At 58.7% G+C, this 16,518-nt stretch carries 16 protein-coding genes; 1 reads left to right on the top strand and 15 read right to left on the bottom strand.

Annotated features, from left to right (window positions below):
• Nucleotides 1-274 precede the first annotated feature (274 nt).
• Complete coding sequence (gene leuA / locus HKK55_RS01860) at nt 275-1,954, top strand: 2-isopropylmalate synthase (RefSeq protein ID WP_169353099.1); 1,680 nt, start codon at nt 275-277, stop codon at nt 1,952-1,954.
• A 200-nt stretch (nt 1,955-2,154) separates the two neighbouring features.
• Here the strand turns inward: leuA and HKK55_RS01855 are convergent, their stop codons facing one another.
• The 15 genes from HKK55_RS01855 to hscB form a co-directional block, all read right to left on the bottom strand.
• Nucleotides 2,155-2,946 (bottom strand): amidohydrolase, encoded by a 792-nt coding sequence (locus HKK55_RS01855; RefSeq protein ID WP_169353098.1) that lies wholly within the window; start codon nt 2,944-2,946, stop codon nt 2,155-2,157.
• Nucleotides 2,934-4,082, bottom strand: coding sequence for a pyridoxal phosphate-dependent aminotransferase (locus tag HKK55_RS01850; protein ID WP_169353097.1), 1,149 nt, complete (start codon nt 4,080-4,082; stop codon nt 2,934-2,936). Before HKK55_RS01850 ends, HKK55_RS01855 begins: the two co-directional genes overlap by 13 nt.
• Before the next feature lie 112 nt (nt 4,083-4,194).
• Nucleotides 4,195-5,664 carry a ribosome biogenesis GTPase Der gene (gene der / locus HKK55_RS01845; RefSeq protein WP_154743539.1) on the bottom strand — a complete coding sequence of 490 codons (1,470 nt, stop codon included), beginning with the start codon at nt 5,662-5,664 and terminating at the stop codon, nt 4,195-4,197.
• A 135-nt stretch (nt 5,665-5,799) separates the two neighbouring features.
• A complete protein-coding gene (gene bamB / locus HKK55_RS01840; protein ID WP_169353096.1) occupies nt 5,800-6,951 on the bottom strand; it encodes an outer membrane protein assembly factor BamB in 1,152 nt (383 codons plus the stop codon).
• Complete coding sequence (locus tag HKK55_RS01835) at nt 6,944-7,585, bottom strand: YfgM family protein (protein WP_169353095.1); 642 nt, start codon at nt 7,583-7,585, stop codon at nt 6,944-6,946. Before HKK55_RS01835 ends, bamB begins: the two co-directional genes overlap by 8 nt.
• A gap of 40 nt (nt 7,586-7,625) precedes the next feature.
• Nucleotides 7,626-8,915: a histidine--tRNA ligase gene (gene hisS, locus HKK55_RS01830; protein ID WP_169353094.1), complete on the bottom strand. Its 1,290-nt coding sequence runs from the start codon at nt 8,913-8,915 to the stop codon at nt 7,626-7,628.
• A 23-nt stretch (nt 8,916-8,938) separates the two neighbouring features.
• Nucleotides 8,939-10,048: a flavodoxin-dependent (E)-4-hydroxy-3-methylbut-2-enyl-diphosphate synthase gene (gene ispG, locus HKK55_RS01825; protein ID WP_155581716.1), complete on the bottom strand. Its 1,110-nt coding sequence runs from the start codon at nt 10,046-10,048 to the stop codon at nt 8,939-8,941.
• 2 nt (nt 10,049-10,050) lie between these two features.
• Entirely contained in the window at nt 10,051-11,055 is a 1,005-nt protein-coding gene (locus tag HKK55_RS01820) for a RodZ family helix-turn-helix domain-containing protein (protein ID WP_169353093.1), read from the bottom strand.
• Nucleotides 11,055-11,813 carry a type IV pilus biogenesis/stability protein PilW gene (gene pilW, locus HKK55_RS01815; protein WP_169353092.1) on the bottom strand — a complete coding sequence of 253 codons (759 nt, stop codon included), beginning with the start codon at nt 11,811-11,813 and terminating at the stop codon, nt 11,055-11,057. The genes HKK55_RS01820 and pilW overlap by 1 nt, the downstream gene beginning before the upstream one ends.
• Nucleotides 11,814-11,825: 12 nt before the next feature.
• A complete protein-coding gene (rlmN, locus tag HKK55_RS01810; RefSeq protein WP_169353091.1) occupies nt 11,826-12,974 on the bottom strand; it encodes a 23S rRNA (adenine(2503)-C(2))-methyltransferase RlmN in 1,149 nt (382 codons plus the stop codon).
• 28 nt (nt 12,975-13,002) lie between these two features.
• Nucleotides 13,003-13,428, bottom strand: coding sequence for a nucleoside-diphosphate kinase (gene ndk / locus HKK55_RS01805; protein WP_017846179.1), 426 nt, complete (start codon nt 13,426-13,428; stop codon nt 13,003-13,005).
• Nucleotides 13,429-13,516: 88 nt separating this feature from the next.
• Entirely contained in the window at nt 13,517-13,717 is a 201-nt protein-coding gene (gene iscX / locus HKK55_RS01800) for a Fe-S cluster assembly protein IscX (RefSeq protein WP_169353090.1), read from the bottom strand.
• 14 nt (nt 13,718-13,731) lie between these two features.
• Nucleotides 13,732-14,073, bottom strand: a complete 342-nt coding sequence (gene fdx / locus HKK55_RS01795) for an ISC system 2Fe-2S type ferredoxin (RefSeq protein ID WP_003209674.1) — start codon at nt 14,071-14,073, stop codon at nt 13,732-13,734.
• A 3-nt stretch (nt 14,074-14,076) separates the two neighbouring features.
• Nucleotides 14,077-15,939: a Fe-S protein assembly chaperone HscA gene (gene hscA, locus HKK55_RS01790; RefSeq protein WP_169353089.1), complete on the bottom strand. Its 1,863-nt coding sequence runs from the start codon at nt 15,937-15,939 to the stop codon at nt 14,077-14,079.
• A gap of 51 nt (nt 15,940-15,990) precedes the next feature.
• The gene (gene hscB / locus HKK55_RS01785; protein WP_169353088.1) at nt 15,991-16,512 is read right to left on the bottom strand and encodes a co-chaperone HscB; all 522 of its coding nucleotides are present in this window, start codon (nt 16,510-16,512) and stop codon (nt 15,991-15,993) included.
• Between the last annotated feature and the right edge of the window lie 6 nt (nt 16,513-16,518).

Genomic DNA, 16,518 nt, shown 5'->3' with positions numbered 1-16,518 from the left:
AACCATAAAATCTCGTTTACGACGTTAATAGCAGAACTTCTCTCAATTTTTTTCAACAGCTTGCCATCTTTCACCCTCGCGGTTAGGGTTGAGCTTATGAAAACCTCTCACACCCTCATTCAACTTCGCCAGCACCGCAGCCTGTGCCTTGTCAGCGCACGACTGCCAGGCTGAATCGAACTGCCTCGTCCCCTGCTTTATCCAATAGCAGTATCCCTAATAAACGCTTTCCGGCAGGCCGCCTCTTCTCGGCCCTACAACAAGGATTCTTCTGATGAGCATGCTCAAAGACCCGTCTTCGAAATACCGCGCGTTCCCGACTATCGATATCCCGGATCGCACCTGGCCGTCGAAGACCATCACCGCAGCGCCAATCTGGTGCAGTTCCGACTTGCGCGATGGCAACCAGTCGCTGATCGAACCGATGGACGCGGCAAAAAAACTGCGCTTCTGGAAAACCCTGGTATCGGTAGGCGTGAAGGAAATCGAGGCCTCGTTCCCGGCCGCTTCGCAAACCGACTTCGACTTCGTGCGTACCCTGATTGAAGACAACCACATCCCCGAGGACACCACCATTCAGGTGCTGACCCAGGGCCGTGAAGACTTGATCGCCCGCACCTTCGAATCCCTGCGCGGGGCGAAGAAAGCCATCGTTCACTTGTACAACGCCACTTCGCCGTCGTTCCGCCGCATTGTCTTCAACCAGGACAAGGACGGGATCAAGGCCATCGCGGTCAACGCAGCAAAGCTGTTCGTCAAATACGCCGCCCAGCAGCCGGAAACCCAGTGGACCTTCGAGTACTCGCCAGAGACCTTCAGCGCCACCGAACTGGAGTTCGCCAAGGAAGTCTGTGACGCCGTGATCGAGGTCTGGAACCCTACGCCCGAGCACAAGGTGATCCTCAACCTGCCGGCTACCGTCGAGTGCGCCACACCGAATATCTATGCCGACCAGATCGAGTGGTTCGGTCGTCATATCAACCGTCGTGACAGCGTGATCATCAGCCTGCACACCCACAACGACCGTGGCACCGGCGTGGCCGCCACCGAGCTGGGCCTGATGGCCGGCGCCGACCGTGTCGAAGGCTGCCTGTTCGGCAACGGCGAACGTACCGGTAACGTCGACCTGGTGACCGTGGCGTTGAACCTCTACACCCAGGGCGTGAACCCTGAGCTGGACTTCTCCGACATCGACGGCGTGCGCAAAGTCGTCGAGGAGTGCAACCAGATTCCAGTGCACCCACGTCACCCGTATGTGGGTGATCTGGTTCACACCGCTTTCTCCGGCTCTCACCAGGACGCGATCCGCAAGGGCTTCGCCCAGCAGAAGTCCGACGCCCTGTGGGAAGTACCGTACTTGCCGATCGACCCGGCCGACATCGGCCGCAGCTACGAGGCAGTGATCCGCGTCAACAGCCAGTCGGGCAAAGGCGGGATCGCTTACCTGCTGGAACAGGAATACGGCATCAGCCTGCCGCGTCGTATGCAGATCGAGTTCAGCCAAGTGGTACAAGCTGAAACCGACCGTGTGGGCCTGGAAATGACCGCTTCGCAGATTCATGCGTTGTTGCAGCGTGAATACCTGCAAGCCAACACCCCGTACGCGCTGGTCAGCCATCGTTTGCAGGAAGAGAACGGCAACAGCTCGGTGGAAGTCGAAGTCTCCGGCAAAGGCCAGGGCGAGACCAACCTGCGTTGGCATGGCAAGGGTAACGGCGCCCTGGAAGCGCTGGTGGCCGGCCTGCCGATTGGTGTCGAGATCATGGACTACAACGAACACGCCATCGGTGCCGGGACCAATGCCAAGGCAGCGGCCTACATTGAACTGCGGGTCAACGGTGAGCGTCCGGTGCACGGCGTGGGCATTGATGAAAACATCACCACGGCCAGCTTCAAGGCCGTGTTCAGCGCGCTGAACCGCTCGTTGAGCCAGTTGGAAGCTAAAGCGGCGTAACCAGCCGCTGAAATGCAAAAGGCCCCTGAGTGAGAACCCAGGGGCCTTTTTGTTGGCTTTGAAAGCTGCGGTGTCTGTCAGGGCCTCATCGCGAGCAAGCTCGGCTCCCACATTTGATCTGCATTGTCTGGAAAAAATGCATTCCCCTTGTGGGAGTCGGGCTTGCCCGCGATAGCATTCTCTCAAACAATAGAAACCTTTCAGACAAACTCGAAAGTATCAGCATCCAGATTCGCCGGGAACCGCGCGCGGTACGCCGCCAGTTCCGATGCATCCAGGCAAACCTGAAACACCCCATCCGCCTCCCCCGCGCTCAGCAGGCTTTCGCCCTGGAAGTCCAGGACCTGGCTGTCACCGGTGTAGGCAAAGCCTTTGCCATCCGTCCCCACTCGATTCACCGCTGCTACGTAGCAGAGATTTTCGATGGCCCGAGCCGGCAGCAGGCGATTCCAATGCTGACGCCGTGCGCCCGGCCAATTGGCGGTGTACAGCAGCAGGTCAGTGTCCTGGGCATCGCGGCTCCATACCGGGAAGCGCAGGTCATAGCAGATCAACGGACGGATCCGCCAACCCTTGAGTTCGAACTGCACCTGGCGCTCGCCGGGGGTGTAGTGGTCGTGCTCACCGGCCATTCGAAACAGATGGCGCTTGTCGTAGTGCCACACTTCGCCGTCCGGCCGCGCCCACAACAAACGGTTGCGATGACTGCCGTCGGCCGCCTGGATGATCACGCTGCCGGTGATGACCGCGTTGTATTTTTTTGCCTGGGCCCGGAGCCAATCATGGGTCGGGCCGTGCTCCGGCTCGGCGAGGGTTTTCGACTCCATCGAGAAGCCGGTGGTGAACATCTCCGGCAGCACAATCAGGTCAGCGCCTTGGGCCTGATCCAGCAGCAGTTCGAAATGCTCGAGGTTGGCCTGGCGGTCATGCCACACCAGGGTGGTCTGCACCAGGGCGATATTCAGATTGGGCAGTGCACTCAGATCACGCATAGCTTTTCTGCTGCTTGACGCAGCGTCTCCTCGCGTTTGGCAAAGCACAGACGCACGAGGCGCTGGCCTTGCGGTGGGTTCTGATAGAACACCGAAACCGGGATCGTCGCCACACCGTGTTCGCGGGTCATCCACAGTGACATGGCCACGTCATCCAGGTCCGGGCGAATCTGTGAGTAATCCACCAATTGGAAGTAAGTGCCGGTCACCCGAGTAAAGCTGAAACGCGAAGGCGCCAGCAGGTCGCAGAACAGGTCGCGCTTGGCCTGATAGAACGTCGGCAGCTCTTCGACGTGTTCCGGGTGTTCGGCCATGAAGTCCGCCAAAGCATACTGCAACGGGGTCACACCACAGAAGTTGACATATTGATGCACCTTACGCAGCTCGGCGCTAAGGGCTGGTGGCGCGACGACATAGCCGGTTTTCCAGCCAGTGACATGGTAGGTCTTGCCGAAGGAGCTGACCACGAAGGCGCGCTGATACAGCTCCTCATGGGCCAACACGCTGACGTGAGGCACGCCGTCGAATACCAGATGTTCGTAGACTTCGTCGCTGACCACATAAATATCGCGGTCGCGAATCAGCTCAGCCAACTGGTCCAGCTCCGCGCGACTGATCAGGGCGCCAGTGGGGTTGTGCGGGCTGTTGAGGATGATCATGCGGGTACGCGGTGACAGCGCGGCCTTGATCTGCTCGAAATCCAGGGCGAAGTCATGCAGGCCCAATTGAACATGCACACAACGACCACCAGCCAGTTCTACCGAGGGTTCGTAGCTATCGTAGGCGGGATCAAAGACGATGACTTCATCGCCGCTGCGGATTACCGCCTGGATCGCGCAGAAAATCGCCTCGGTGGCGCCTGGGGTGATGGTCACTTCGGTGTCGGCATTGACCGTGGCACCATAGCTGCGAGCGATCTTGGCCGCCACTTGCTCGCGCAGCACTGGCAAGCCGGTCATGGGCGCGTATTGGTTATGGCCGAGGGCGATATGCTTGCCCACCGCGTCGAGCAAACCTTGAGGCCCATTGAAATCGGGAAAACCCTGGGACAGGTTGAGTGCGCCGGTATCGAAGGCGAGCTGCGACATGGTGGTGAAAATAGTGGTGCCGACATTCGGCAGCTTGCTGGTGATCATCGGTAAGTCCCTGCTGAACACCCGGCTCTACGGCGGCACGGGAAGCCCCGAGGATAGCCCATACGGCGGGCATGAAAAAGGGCGCCAGAGGCGCCCTTTTGACAGATCAAGATCAGCGTTTATCGCGACGCTTCTTATCGGCCTTCTTGTGGTGAGTCATCATCCGGCGCTTCTTGTTTACCTGGCGGTCGGTGAGGCTGTTCTTGTTGCCCTCATATGGGTTCTCGCCACCTTTGAACTCGATCCGGATCGGCGTACCGACCAGTTTCAAGACACGGCGGTAAGTGTTTTCCAGGTAGCGGACGTAGGACTTCGGCACCTTCTCGATCTGGTTACCGTGAATCACGATAATCGGCGGGTTGGCACCACCCAAGTGGGCGTAACGCAGTTTGATCCGACGGTTGTTGACCATCGGCGGTGCGTGCTCGCCTACGGCGTCTTCGAGGATCTGGGTCAGACGGTTGGTCGGCCAGCGGGTTACCGCTGACTTGAACGAGTTCTGCACCGAGGCGTAGAGGTTGCCCACGCCAGTGCCGTGCAGTGCCGAGATAAAGTGAATATCGGCGAACTCGACGAAGAACAGACGACGCTGCAGCTCGATCTTGACGAAGTCGCGCTCGCTCGGCGTCATGCCGTCCCACTTGTTGATCGCGATCACCAGTGCCCGACCGGCTTCCAGGGCAAAGCCCAGCAAGTTGAGGTCGTGGTCGACCACGCCTTCGCGGGCGTCCATGACGAAGATCACCACGTTGGCGTCTTTGATCGCCTGCAGGGTTTTCACCACCGAGAATTTTTCAACTTCCTCGTGGATCTTGCCGCGCTTGCGCACACCGGCGGTGTCGATCAGCGTGTACTTTTCGTCGTTACGTTCAAATGGAATGTAGATACTGTCGCGGGTGGTACCGGGCTCGTCATAGACGATAACCCGGTCTTCACCGAGCATGCGGTTGACCAGAGTCGACTTGCCAACGTTCGGCCGGCCGATGATAGCGATCTTGATACCGTCTTTTTCGCTAGGGCCAGGAATGCGCTTGGCTTCCTCACCTTCGGCAACGATCTCGCCTTCGCCCTCTTCTTCCTCGATGTCATCCCGAGGGAAGTCACGCAGGCAGATTTCCAGCATCTGGGTGATGCCACGACCGTGGGCGCCGGCGATCGGGATCGCATCGCCCAGGCCCATCGGGCTGAACTCGGCGCGGGCCAGTTCTGGATCGATGTTGTCGATCTTGTTGGCCACCACGTAGGAGCGCTTGTTGCGCTTACGCAAGTGTTCGCCAATCATCTGGTCAGCAGCGGTGTAGCCCGCGCGGGCATCCACCAGGAACAACACGACATCGGCTTCTTCGATGGCCAGCAGCGACTGCTCGGCCATCTTTTCGTCCATGCCATGCTCGTCACCGGAAATACCGCCGGTGTCGACAAGAATGTAGGAGCGCCCTTGCCACTTTGCCTCACCGTATTGGCGATCACGGGTCAGACCGGACAAGTCGCCGACGATGGCGTCGCGAGTCCTGGTCAGGCGGTTGAACAAGGTGGACTTGCCGACATTGGGTCGGCCCACCAGGGCGATTACGGGAACCATGCGGCTCTCCACTTCGTTATTTCAGAAAATACAAAAGCCGCTGCAAGGCAGCGGCTGGTGCTCGGGGCAGCACCCGGAGGTGCCGCATGCCCTGCCGAAGCAGGGCCGCCTGGGGGTTACCCCAAGCATAGTTCTTTACTTGATGGTCAGGGCTTCCAGCTTGCCACTGTTACCAAACACGTAAAGCATATTACCTACCACCAGCGGGCGAGAACGCAGGCCATCGCTGTCAATACGTTCGCGACCGACAAAACGACCGTCTACCTGGCTCAGCAGATGCAGGTAACCTTCAAAGTCGCCTACCGCTACGTAGCTGGAGAACACTTCCGGTGCCGACAGCTGGCGGCGGGCCAGGGAGTCGTTGCTCCACAGTGCAGTGGTGGAGCGTTCGTCGACACTTTCAACAGTACCGGACGCCAGGCTGACATAGACGCTGCCAAACCCTTGGGCGACACCGGCGTAGCTGGATGCATCACGCTGCCAGTTGATCCGGCCGCTTTGCAGGTCCAGCGCAGCCACACGGCCCTGGTAAGTCGCGACATAAACGGTTTCACCCGACAGCAGCAAGCCACCGTCGATGTCCACCACGCGATCCAGTTCCGAGCGACCCTGTGGAATCGCTACTCGGGTTTCCCAGGCCGGCACGCCGTTCTGGATATTCAGGCCGACCACTTTACCGGTCGACAAGCCTGCTACTGCCAGGTTATTGGTCACAACCGGACCACTGGTACCGCGCAAGGTCAGGACTGCCGGGGTGCTGTCATACAACCAACGCTGGGTGCCGGTGGCGGCATCAAGGCCGATCACACGATCATCCTGAGTCTGCACAACAACGACATCGCCGTTGTTGGCAGGCGGTGCGAGCACTTCACTGGTCACGCGAGCGCGCCATTTCTCTTCACCGTTGGTCGAGTCCAGTGCAATGATTTCGCCTTTCAGCGTACCCAGCATCACCAGGCCGTAGCCCACACCGACGGCACCGGATACCGGTACGTCGAGGTCTTTCTTCCACTTGACGTCGCCGTTCATGCGATCCATGGACATCACGACGCCAGTGGAGTCAGCGGCCACAATGTTGTCACCGTCGATTGCCGGCACCAACAGATTGTAGAGGTCGCCCTGACCATCACCGACGGAGCGGCTCCACTGTTTTTGCAGGACCACTTCTTCCTTGAAGCTGGTCAGCTCGGCAGGAGGCAGTTCTTTTTTGCTGTTGCTGCTGCAACCCGCGGCCAAAACGGCCAGAGCCAGCAATGCTGCATGTTTCCAACGGATCACGTCATGCATCCCCTTTGGCCAGGTCGTCCAGCTTGATTTGTAAGCCACCGACCGCCGCTTCATCAGACAGCGCAGCCTTGGCTTTTTGGTACGCAGCATTGGCTTCGTCGGTACGACCCAATTGGACCAACAGGTCGCCCTTGAGCTCTTCACGAGTAGCCAGGAATGCCTTGTCAGCATCGCCGTCGAGCAGTTTCAGTGCATCATCAGGCTTGTTCTGTGCCGCCAGTACCTGCGCCAGGCGCTGGCGTGCGATTTCACCCAAGGTCGGGTTGACCGGCTTGTCGGTAATAGCTTTCAGCTCGGAAGCTGCGTCATCCAACTTACCGGTATCGACCGCAACTTTTGCGACGAACAGGCTGCCGTACTGGGCGTAGGCGCTACCGCCAAATTCGCTTTTCAGCTTGCCAGCCAGGTCCGCCACTTGGGCAGGATCAGGCTTGCCATCTGGCGTCAGCGTGGTTTCCAACAGTTGCTGATAGAGGATCGAGGCACCCTGGGACTGGTTGCCCTGATACTTGTGCCAGGCTTGCCAGCCGAACACCACCACTAAAGCCAGCAAGCCGCCAGTGACCAGGGGCTTGCCGTTGCGCTGCCACCAGTCTTTCAACTCGGCCAGCTGGTCATCATCAGTACTCGACACCCCAATACTCCTTAATCGCTAAATCGGCTGTTTGACAGCTTCAACCCTGCACGACGCAGGTGGCCAAGTGCGCAGCAAGCGCATCAAAGGCAATGCTTTGTTGTTCGCCCTGGCCACGCAGGGGTTTGAAACCTACCACTTGCTGGGCCAACTCGTCATCGCCCAGGATCAGCGCATACAACGCGCCGCTCTTATCGGCTTTCTTGAACTGGCTCTTGAAGCTGCCAGCGCCGGCATTGATCTGCAGGCGCAGGTTAGGCAGTTGGTCACGGACCTTCTCGCTCAAGGCCAGGGCTGCCAGTTCGGCGGCCTCACCAAAGGCGCACAGGTACACATCCACCTGACGGGAAATCTCTTCGGGGATCTGCTCCAGGGTTTCCAGCAGCAGGATCAGTCGCTCGATACCCATGGCGAAACCGACACCAGTGGTTGGCTTGCCGCCCATCTGCTCGACCAGGCCGTCGTAACGACCGCCGGCACACACGGTGCCCTGAGCGCCGAGTTTGTCGGTGACCCACTCGAATACGGTCTTGCTGTAGTAATCCAGGCCGCGCACCAGCTTCGGGTTGATGACGTAGGGAATACCGGCCGCATCCAGGCGAGCCTTGAGGCCCTCGAAGTGCGTGCGAGATTCCTCATCCAGGTAGTCGGCCATTTTTGGCGCATCTACCAGCACAGCCTGGGTATCGGCGTTCTTGGTATCCAGGACCCGCAACGGGTTGGTTTTCAGGCGGCGCTGGCTGTCTTCATCCAGCTTGTCCAGGTGGGCCGACAGAAATTCCACCAGGGCTTCGCGGTAGCGGCCCCGAGATTCGCTGGTGCCCAGGCTGTTGAGTTCAAGCTTGACGGCGTCGCGGATGCCCAACTGGCCCCACAGGCGCCAAGTCAGCACGATCAACTCGGCATCGATGTCCGGACCGTCCAGGTTGAACACTTCACAACCGATCTGGTGGAACTGGCGATAACGGCCTTTCTGTGGACGCTCGTGACGGAACATCGGGCCGATGTACCACAGTTTCTGGGTCTGGCCACCACCGGTGATGCCGTGCTCCAGAACAGCGCGTACGCACGCAGCAGTGCCTTCCGGACGCAAGGTCAGGGAGTCACCGTTGCGGTCTTCGAAGGTGTACATCTCTTTTTCGACGATGTCGGTCACTTCACCGATAGAGCGCTTGAACAACTCGGTGAACTCGACGATCGGCATGCGGATCTGCTTGTAACCGTAGTTATCCAGCAGGCGCGCGACAGTCGCCTCGAAGTAACGCCACAGGGGCGTCTGCTCAGGCAGGATGTCGTTCATGCCACGAATGGCTTGCAGAGACTTGCTCACATCAAATCCTTAAATTCGTTCGATCAGCCGCGCGCGATAACCGCAGCGTCAGCTTCGACCTTTTCGGCCGCTTTCTGGCGGATCAGCCGTTCCAGCTCATCCACCAGATTGTCATTCGTCAATTTCTGCGACGGTTTGCCGTCGATATAAATCAGGTTAGGCGTACCACCGGTCAGGCCCACATGAGCCTCTTTGGCCTCACCCGGCCCGTTGACCACGCAACCGATTACAGCAACATCCAATGGCACCAGCAGGTCTTCCAGGCGCACTTCCAGTTCGTTCATGGTTTTCACCACGTCGAAGTTCTGCCGCGAACAACTCGGGCAGGCAATGAAGTTGATGCCACGGGAGCGCAAATGCAGGGATTTTAGAATGTCGTAGCCGACTTTCACTTCCTCTACCGGGTCTGCCGCCAGGGAGATGCGAATAGTATCGCCAATCCCGTCGGCCAGCAGCATACCGAGACCCACCGCAGATTTCACTGTGCCTGAACGCAAACCACCGGCTTCAGTGATACCCAAGTGCAACGGCTGGACAATTTCCTTGGCCAACAGACGGTAGGCTTCTACTGCCATGAACACGTCGGAAGCTTTTACGCTGACCTTGAAGTCCTGGAAATTCAGGCGTTCGAGGTGTTCAACGTGGCGCAGCGCGGATTCAACCAGCGCCGCCGGAGTCGGCTCGCCGTATTTCTTTTGCAGATCTTTTTCCAGGGAACCGGCGTTGACGCCGATGCGGATCGGGATCCCACGATCACGGGCGGCATCCACCACGGCGCGCACCCGGTCTTCGCGACCGATGTTGCCCGGATTGATCCGCAGGCAATCGACACCCAACTCCGCCACACGCAGGGCGATCTTGTAGTCGAAATGAATGTCGGCCACCAGCGGTACTTTGACCAACTGCTTGATGCGGCCGAAGGCTTCGGCAGCATCCATGTCCGGAACGGAAATCCGGACGATATCGACGCCGGCAGCTTCCAGACGGTTAATCTGGGCGACGGTGGCCGCAACATCGTTGGTGTCGCTGTTGGTCATGCTCTGTACCGCGATGGGGGCGTCGCCACCCACCGGAACCGAGCCGACCCAGATCTTGCGCGATACGCGACGTTTGATTGGAGATTCGCCGTGCATGACTATTGTCCCAACTTCAGGCGAGCAGTCTCGCCACTGGTGAACGGCGCCACGTCCACAGGCTGGCCGTTGTAGGCCACTTGCGCGCCACGGGCAAAGCCCAGACGCAGCGTCAAAGGAGGCTTGCCGCCTTGGTCAAGCGTATCTCCCTTACGCTTCAGACCACTAAACAACACTTTGCTATTACCGTCAGTGACTTGCGTCCAGCAGTCAGCAACGTAGGTAATCTGTACACGCCCGTCACCCGCGATAAGCGCTGGGGCTATTGGTGCGGCAACCGCCGGTGCTACCGGAGCGACCGGAGCCGTCGTGACTGGGGCCTGGACCGCCGCTACCGGAGCATGAATCGGGGTTGTTGGCGTTGCAGGCACAGCCGGGGCTGGGGCAACCGCCGTAGCGGCTGGGTCAACGCTGGCTTCAACAGCCGGCTGACCCGCTTGCAGATCCAGGTTGGCCTGGCCTTCAGGTGTCGTTTGGGTCTGAGTCGCAGCCGGCTCTTCCGGCTCGTCAAGCGGATGAATCTGGGTGGTACCGTCGGCACTTTCGACTTCGACATGTTCCATAGCGTTGCTGACCAGGTCTTTGGAGCGCAAGGACGTTTGGTCCTGCCACCAGACGAAACCACCACCGATTACAGCGATCAGCAGCAACAGACTGACAATTCGCAAAATAGTGTGGGAAACCCGTACCGGCTCTTCAATGCGGCCCAGGCCATGGACATTACTGCCTTGGGAGTCGGTACCGGTGAACTGGTCGAATTCCTGGACCAGCGCGGTCTGATCAATACCCAGCAATTTGGCATAGGCGCGGATATAGCCCCGGGCAAAGGTATGCCCTGGCAGCTTGTCGAACGCGCCGGTTTCCAGGTTTCCCAATGAAGTGGTGGTCAAATTGAGCTTGAGGGCCACTTCTGCCAGCGACCAACCATTACTTTCGCGGGCCTGACGCAAGGTCTCGCCTGGGTTTATGCGATTAGCTGCTACAACTTCCGGGTGCGCCGCTTTCATCATTGCTCCGACAGGTATTGCTGATATTCCGGCGTACCGGGATAGAGTCGTTCTAATTGCTGGCCAAAACGTGCGGCCTTGTCGCGTTCCTCATGAACCGTCGCCAAGCGCACACCGAGCAATAGACTACGTGCATTTTGCCCGCTGAGCAGGCTAAAACGCTCGTAATAGTCACGTGCCGGCACATAATGCCTGTCTTCGAAGGACAACTCAGCCATTTCGAGCAACGCTCGTGGCTGATGCTGGTTCAGGTGCAGGGCTTTTTCCAGTTGCTGGCGGGCGGTGTCGCGCTGGCCGAGAAGCATTGAAGTCACCCCAAGGTTCTCGAAAACCCGCGAGCGCTCAGGGTAAAGGGTATCCGCCGCAGCCTGCTGGAAATAATCGGACGCCAGATCATAGCGTTTCTGCTGAAACAAAAAGCTGCCGTAATTATTCAGCAAGCGTGGATCGGCAGGACGTGAAGCCAGAGCCTTCTGGAAATACTCGGCGGCTAACTCAGGTTCGGCCTGAGCCTGAAACACCAGGGCCAATGCCGCGTTGGCGTCGGCATCGTTGCCATCCAGCTCAAGAGCCTTCTTCAATGGAACCTTGGCCTGCTCGGTCATCCCTTGCTGCAAGTAGCCCAAGCCCAACTGCACATAGGCAGCACGCGCCTCATCACGGCCCTTGCCGGTTTGCAAAGGGCTGTCATAGCCCGATGAAACACAGCCAGTCGTGAGACTGGCAACCAGCAACAGCAGCGCAAGGCGCAAGGGCATAGAGATCCTCTCTCAGGTTCGAGTCGCAGCGCTTTGCGGCATATCGCTGTCAGCGCTCAACTCACGCACGGCGATATAACGTTCGCTACGACGGGTGCGATCCAGCACCTGTCCTACCAGTTGGCCACATGCCGCATCGATGTCTTCACCACGGGTGGTGCGTACAGTGACATTGAAGCCGGCATGGTGCAGTTGATCCTGGAAGCGGCGGATGGCGTTGTTGCTCGGCCGCTCGTAGCCAGAATGGGGAAACGGGTTAAACGGAATCAGGTTGATCTTGCACGGTACATTCTTGAGCAGCTCGATCATCTCGACCGCGTGCTCGACCTTGTCGTTGATGTCCTTGAGCATGGTGTACTCAATGGTCAACACACGCTTCTCACCCAAGGTCGCCATGTAGCGCTGGCAAGATTCGAGCAGCATCTTAAGCGGATACTTCTTGTTGATCGGCACCAATTGGTTACGCAATGCGTCATTCGGTGCGTGAAGGGACAACGCCAGGGAGACGTCGATGTGCTTGGCCAGCTCATCGATCATCGGCACCACGCCGGAGGTCGACAGGGTCACACGGCGCTTGGAGATGCCGTAGCCCAGGTCGTCCATCATCAAATGCATGGCCGCGACGACGTTGTCGAAGTTCAGCAGCGGCTCACCCATGCCCATCATCACCACATTGGTGATGGCACGATCGGCGGTCGCCGGGATGCTGCCGAACGATTTATTGGCAATCCACACCTGGCCGATGACTTCGGCGGCGGTGAGGTTGCTATTGAAACCTTGCTTGCCAGTGGAGCAGAAACTGCAGTCCAGGGCACAGCCTGCCTGGGACGAAACGCACAGAGTGCCGCGTTTGCCCTGGGGAATGTAGACGGTCTCGACGCAGCTACCGGACGCCACACGCACCACCCACTTACGGGTGCCGTCGGTGGAGATGTCCTCGCTGACAACCTCGGGGCCGCGAACTTCGGCAATGGTCTTGAGCTTGTCGCGCAGGGCCTTGCTGACGTTCGTCATGGCGTCGAAATCATCGACACCAAGATGGTGAATCCACTTCATTACCTGAGCGGCACGGAAACGCTTCTCCCCGATTGAGTCGAAGAATTTTTCCATTTCCTGTTGAGTCAGACCCAGCAGGTTGGTTTTTGCAGTCAATGTAGTCATGGATTCACCTTCACTCTTAAGCCAATGCTTAGCGAGTGGTTACTTCAGTAGCTGCGAAGAAGTACGAGATTTCGCGAGCAGCAGCGGCTTCGGAGTCCGAACCGTGTACAGCGTTGGCATCGATGGAGTCAGCGAAGTCAGCACGGATGGTGCCAGCAGCAGCTTCTTTAGGGTTGGTAGCGCCCATCAGCTCACGGTTCAGAGCGATAGCGTTTTCGCCTTCCAGAACCTGGACAACAACAGGACCGGAGATCATGAAAGCAACCAGGTCACCGAAGAAACCACGGGCGCTGTGCTCAGCGTAGAAGCCTTCAGCTTCAGCCTTGGACAGTTGCTTGAGTTTCGAAGCTACAACCTTCAGGCCGGCTTTTTCGAAACGAGTGGTGATCTCGCCGATGACGTTTTTTGCAACAGCGTCAGGCTTGATGATGGAGAAAGTACGTTGAACAGCCATGGTGTAACTCCAGAAACGGTAATTTACGAAAAATTAAACCCGCGAATTATACGCGGGTTCTTGGGTATTGCCTAACCTGCGGGGATGATCAGTCTATTTCTTCGATCCAGAGCGCCTGGACGGCCTCCAACACCTTCTCGCCGCAGCGACCGGAGGTATTGTCGAAATCAGGCAACTCCATGATCCATCGTTGCAGGTCGACGAAGTTGACCGTCAGCGGACTGACACCCGGCTTGGCTTCAGCCAGTTCTTCAGCAATGCGTTGTACATCATTCCAACCGTAACTCATGACAGTTCTACCAGTCAGTGCGGCGCTTCGGCGGCATGGTTAAGCGAGTATTTCGGAATTTCGACGGTAAGGTCTTCTGTTCCCACTTTTGCCTGACAGCTCAAGCGCGATGTCGGCTCCAGACCCCACGCCCTATCAAGATAGTCCTCTTCCAGCTCATCAGCCTCTTCGAGGCTATTGAAACCTTCACGGATGATGCAGTGACAGGTTGTACAGGCGTTGACGCCGCCGCAGGCGCTTTCGATCTCGATGTGGTTGTCGTGAGCGACTTCGAGAATGGACTTGCCGGTCTCAGCCTCCACAACCATACCGTCCGGGCAATGCTCGGCGTGTGGCAGAAAAATGATCTGCGGCATCAGTTAATCCTCAAGTTCATTCAAGTTGCGGCCCGCCAGGGCGGCTTTTACCGACTGGTCCATACGACGGGCGGCAAAGGCATCGGTCACTTGCGACAGGCGCTTGGTCTGCTGCTCGATGGCGTAACCATCGGTGCCTTTCATCAGTTCGGCCAAGTCCTGCATCTGCAGGTTGATGACCAGGCGTTCTTCAGCATCCAGCAGGCGGTCGCCATCAGCATCCAGGGCGCCCTGCACCGCTTCGAGCAGGCGCTGGGCATCGACCTGCTGCTCACGCAGTACACGGGCGACCTTGTCGTCACCGGCGTACTGGAACGAATCCTTGAGCATCTTGGCGATTTCGCCGTCGGTCAGGCCGTAGGACGGCTTGACCTGGATGCTGGCTTCAACGCCCGAGCCCAACTCACGGGCAGCAACGCTGAGCAAGCCGTCGGCATCGACCTGGAAGGTCACGCGAATCTTCGCCGCGCCGGCAACCATGGCCGGAATACCGCGCAGCTCAAAGCGTGCCAAGGAGCGGCAGTCGCTGATCAGCTCACGCTCGCCCTGCAACACATGAATCGCCATGGCCGACTGGCCATCTTTGTACGTCGTGAAGTCCTGGGCGCGAGCGACAGGGATGGTGGTGTTACGTGGAATCACCTTCTCCATCAGGCCGCCCATGGTTTCCAGCCCCAGGGACAACGGAATCACGTCGAGCAGAAGCAGTTCGCCACCATCGCGTTTGTTGCCGGCAAGGGTATCGGCTTGGATCGCGGCACCAATGGCCACCACTTGATCCGGATCGATTTCGGTCAGCGGCTGGCGACCAAAGGCTTCGGCAACGGCTTCGCGAACGCGTGGCACCCGAGTCGAACCACCCACCATAACCACGGCGCCGACGTCTTCCAACTCGATACCGGAATCACGAACGGCGCGGCGGCAAGCTTTCAGGCTGCGGGCGACCATTGGCTCGATCAGCGCATCAAAGGCGTCGCGCGTCAGTTGGGCCGACCAGCTACCGTAGGAAACTTCAACCGACGCGGCGTCAGTCAGTGCTTCTTTCGCGGCGCAGGCGGTTTGTAGCAAGTTACGTTGCGCGCCCGGATCCAGATCGGCAGACAACCCGGCACTGGTAATGATCCAACCAGCAATGGCGTGATCGAAATCGTCACCACCCAGGGCGCTGTCGCCACCGGTAGCCAGGACTTCGAAGACACCGCCGGTCAGGCGCAGAATAGAGATATCAAACGTACCGCCACCCAGATCGTAAATAGCGACCAGGCCTTCGGCGTGTTGATCGAGACCGTAAGCCACAGCGGCAGCGGTCGGCTCGTTGAGCAAGCGCAGCACGTTCAGGCCGGCAAGTTTTGCCGCGTCCTTGGTAGCCTGGCGCTGAGCGTCATCGAAATACGCAGGAACAGTGATCACCGCACCGACCAGCTCACCGCCCAAGGTGGTTTCGGCGCGCTGGCGCAGAACCTTGAGGATATCCGCCGACACTTCCACCGGGCTTTTCGGGCCCTGGACGGTGTCGATGAACGGCATATGGGACTCGCCACCGACAAAGCGGTATGGCAGTTGGTCGCCCAGTTGCTTGACGTCGGACAGACCGCGACCCATCAAGCGCTTGACTGACAGCACGGTGTTCAGGGGGTCGGTAGATGCCGCCAGCTTTGCTGACTCACCGACTTCGGTGCGGTCAGCGTGATAACGCACGGCAGACGGCAGGATGACCTGGCCATCAGCGTCGGGCAGCGGTTCGGAAAGACCGCTGCGCAACGCAGCGACCAACGAATTGGTAGTGCCCAAGTCAATCCCGACCGCCAGACGACGCTGGTGCGGTTGAGGACTTTGGCCGGGTTCGGCGATCTGCAGTAGGGCCATGGTAATCAGGTCTTATCTGTCTATCAGGCGTGCAACGTGGGCAGCACTGGGTTAATCGTCGAGGCGCTCTTCTAACTGGCGCACTTCGTAGGTGAGCTTGTCGAGGAACTGCATGCGCCGCATCAGGCGTTCGGCCTGTTCGCGTTGCGCCGCATCATCCCAACAAGCCGCGAAGCTTTCGTTGAGTTCATCCTGAGCCACTTTCAGACGGCGCTTGAAGACTGCGACGCCAGCCAGATCGGCCTCGTCCTGCAAGTCTTCGAGTTCTTCACGCCACTGCATCTGCTGCATCAGGAAATCAGGGTCTTGAACCGTGACCTCAAGTGGCAGCTCGCGACCGCCCATGGCGAGCAGGTAGCGCGCGCGTTTGGGAGGGTTTTTGAGCGTCTGATAGGCTTCATTGAGGCTGGCTGATTGCTCCAGCGCCAAGCGTTGCTCACGCTCGGAAGCGTCAGCGAAACGGTCCGGATGCACCCCTCGCGCCAATTCACGATAGCGCGTGGCAAGCTGGTCAAGATCCAGGCGAAAACTCGGCTGCAACTCGAATAAAGCGAAATGACAAGGAGTACCCACAATCAG

The sequence above is a fragment of the Pseudomonas sp. ADAK18 genome (genome assembly GCF_012935695.1).
Classification (GTDB): Bacteria; Pseudomonadota; Gammaproteobacteria; order Pseudomonadales; family Pseudomonadaceae; genus Aquipseudomonas.
Note: the sequence above shows the minus strand (reverse complement) of the source record. Positions and strands in the feature narration are given on the sequence as shown.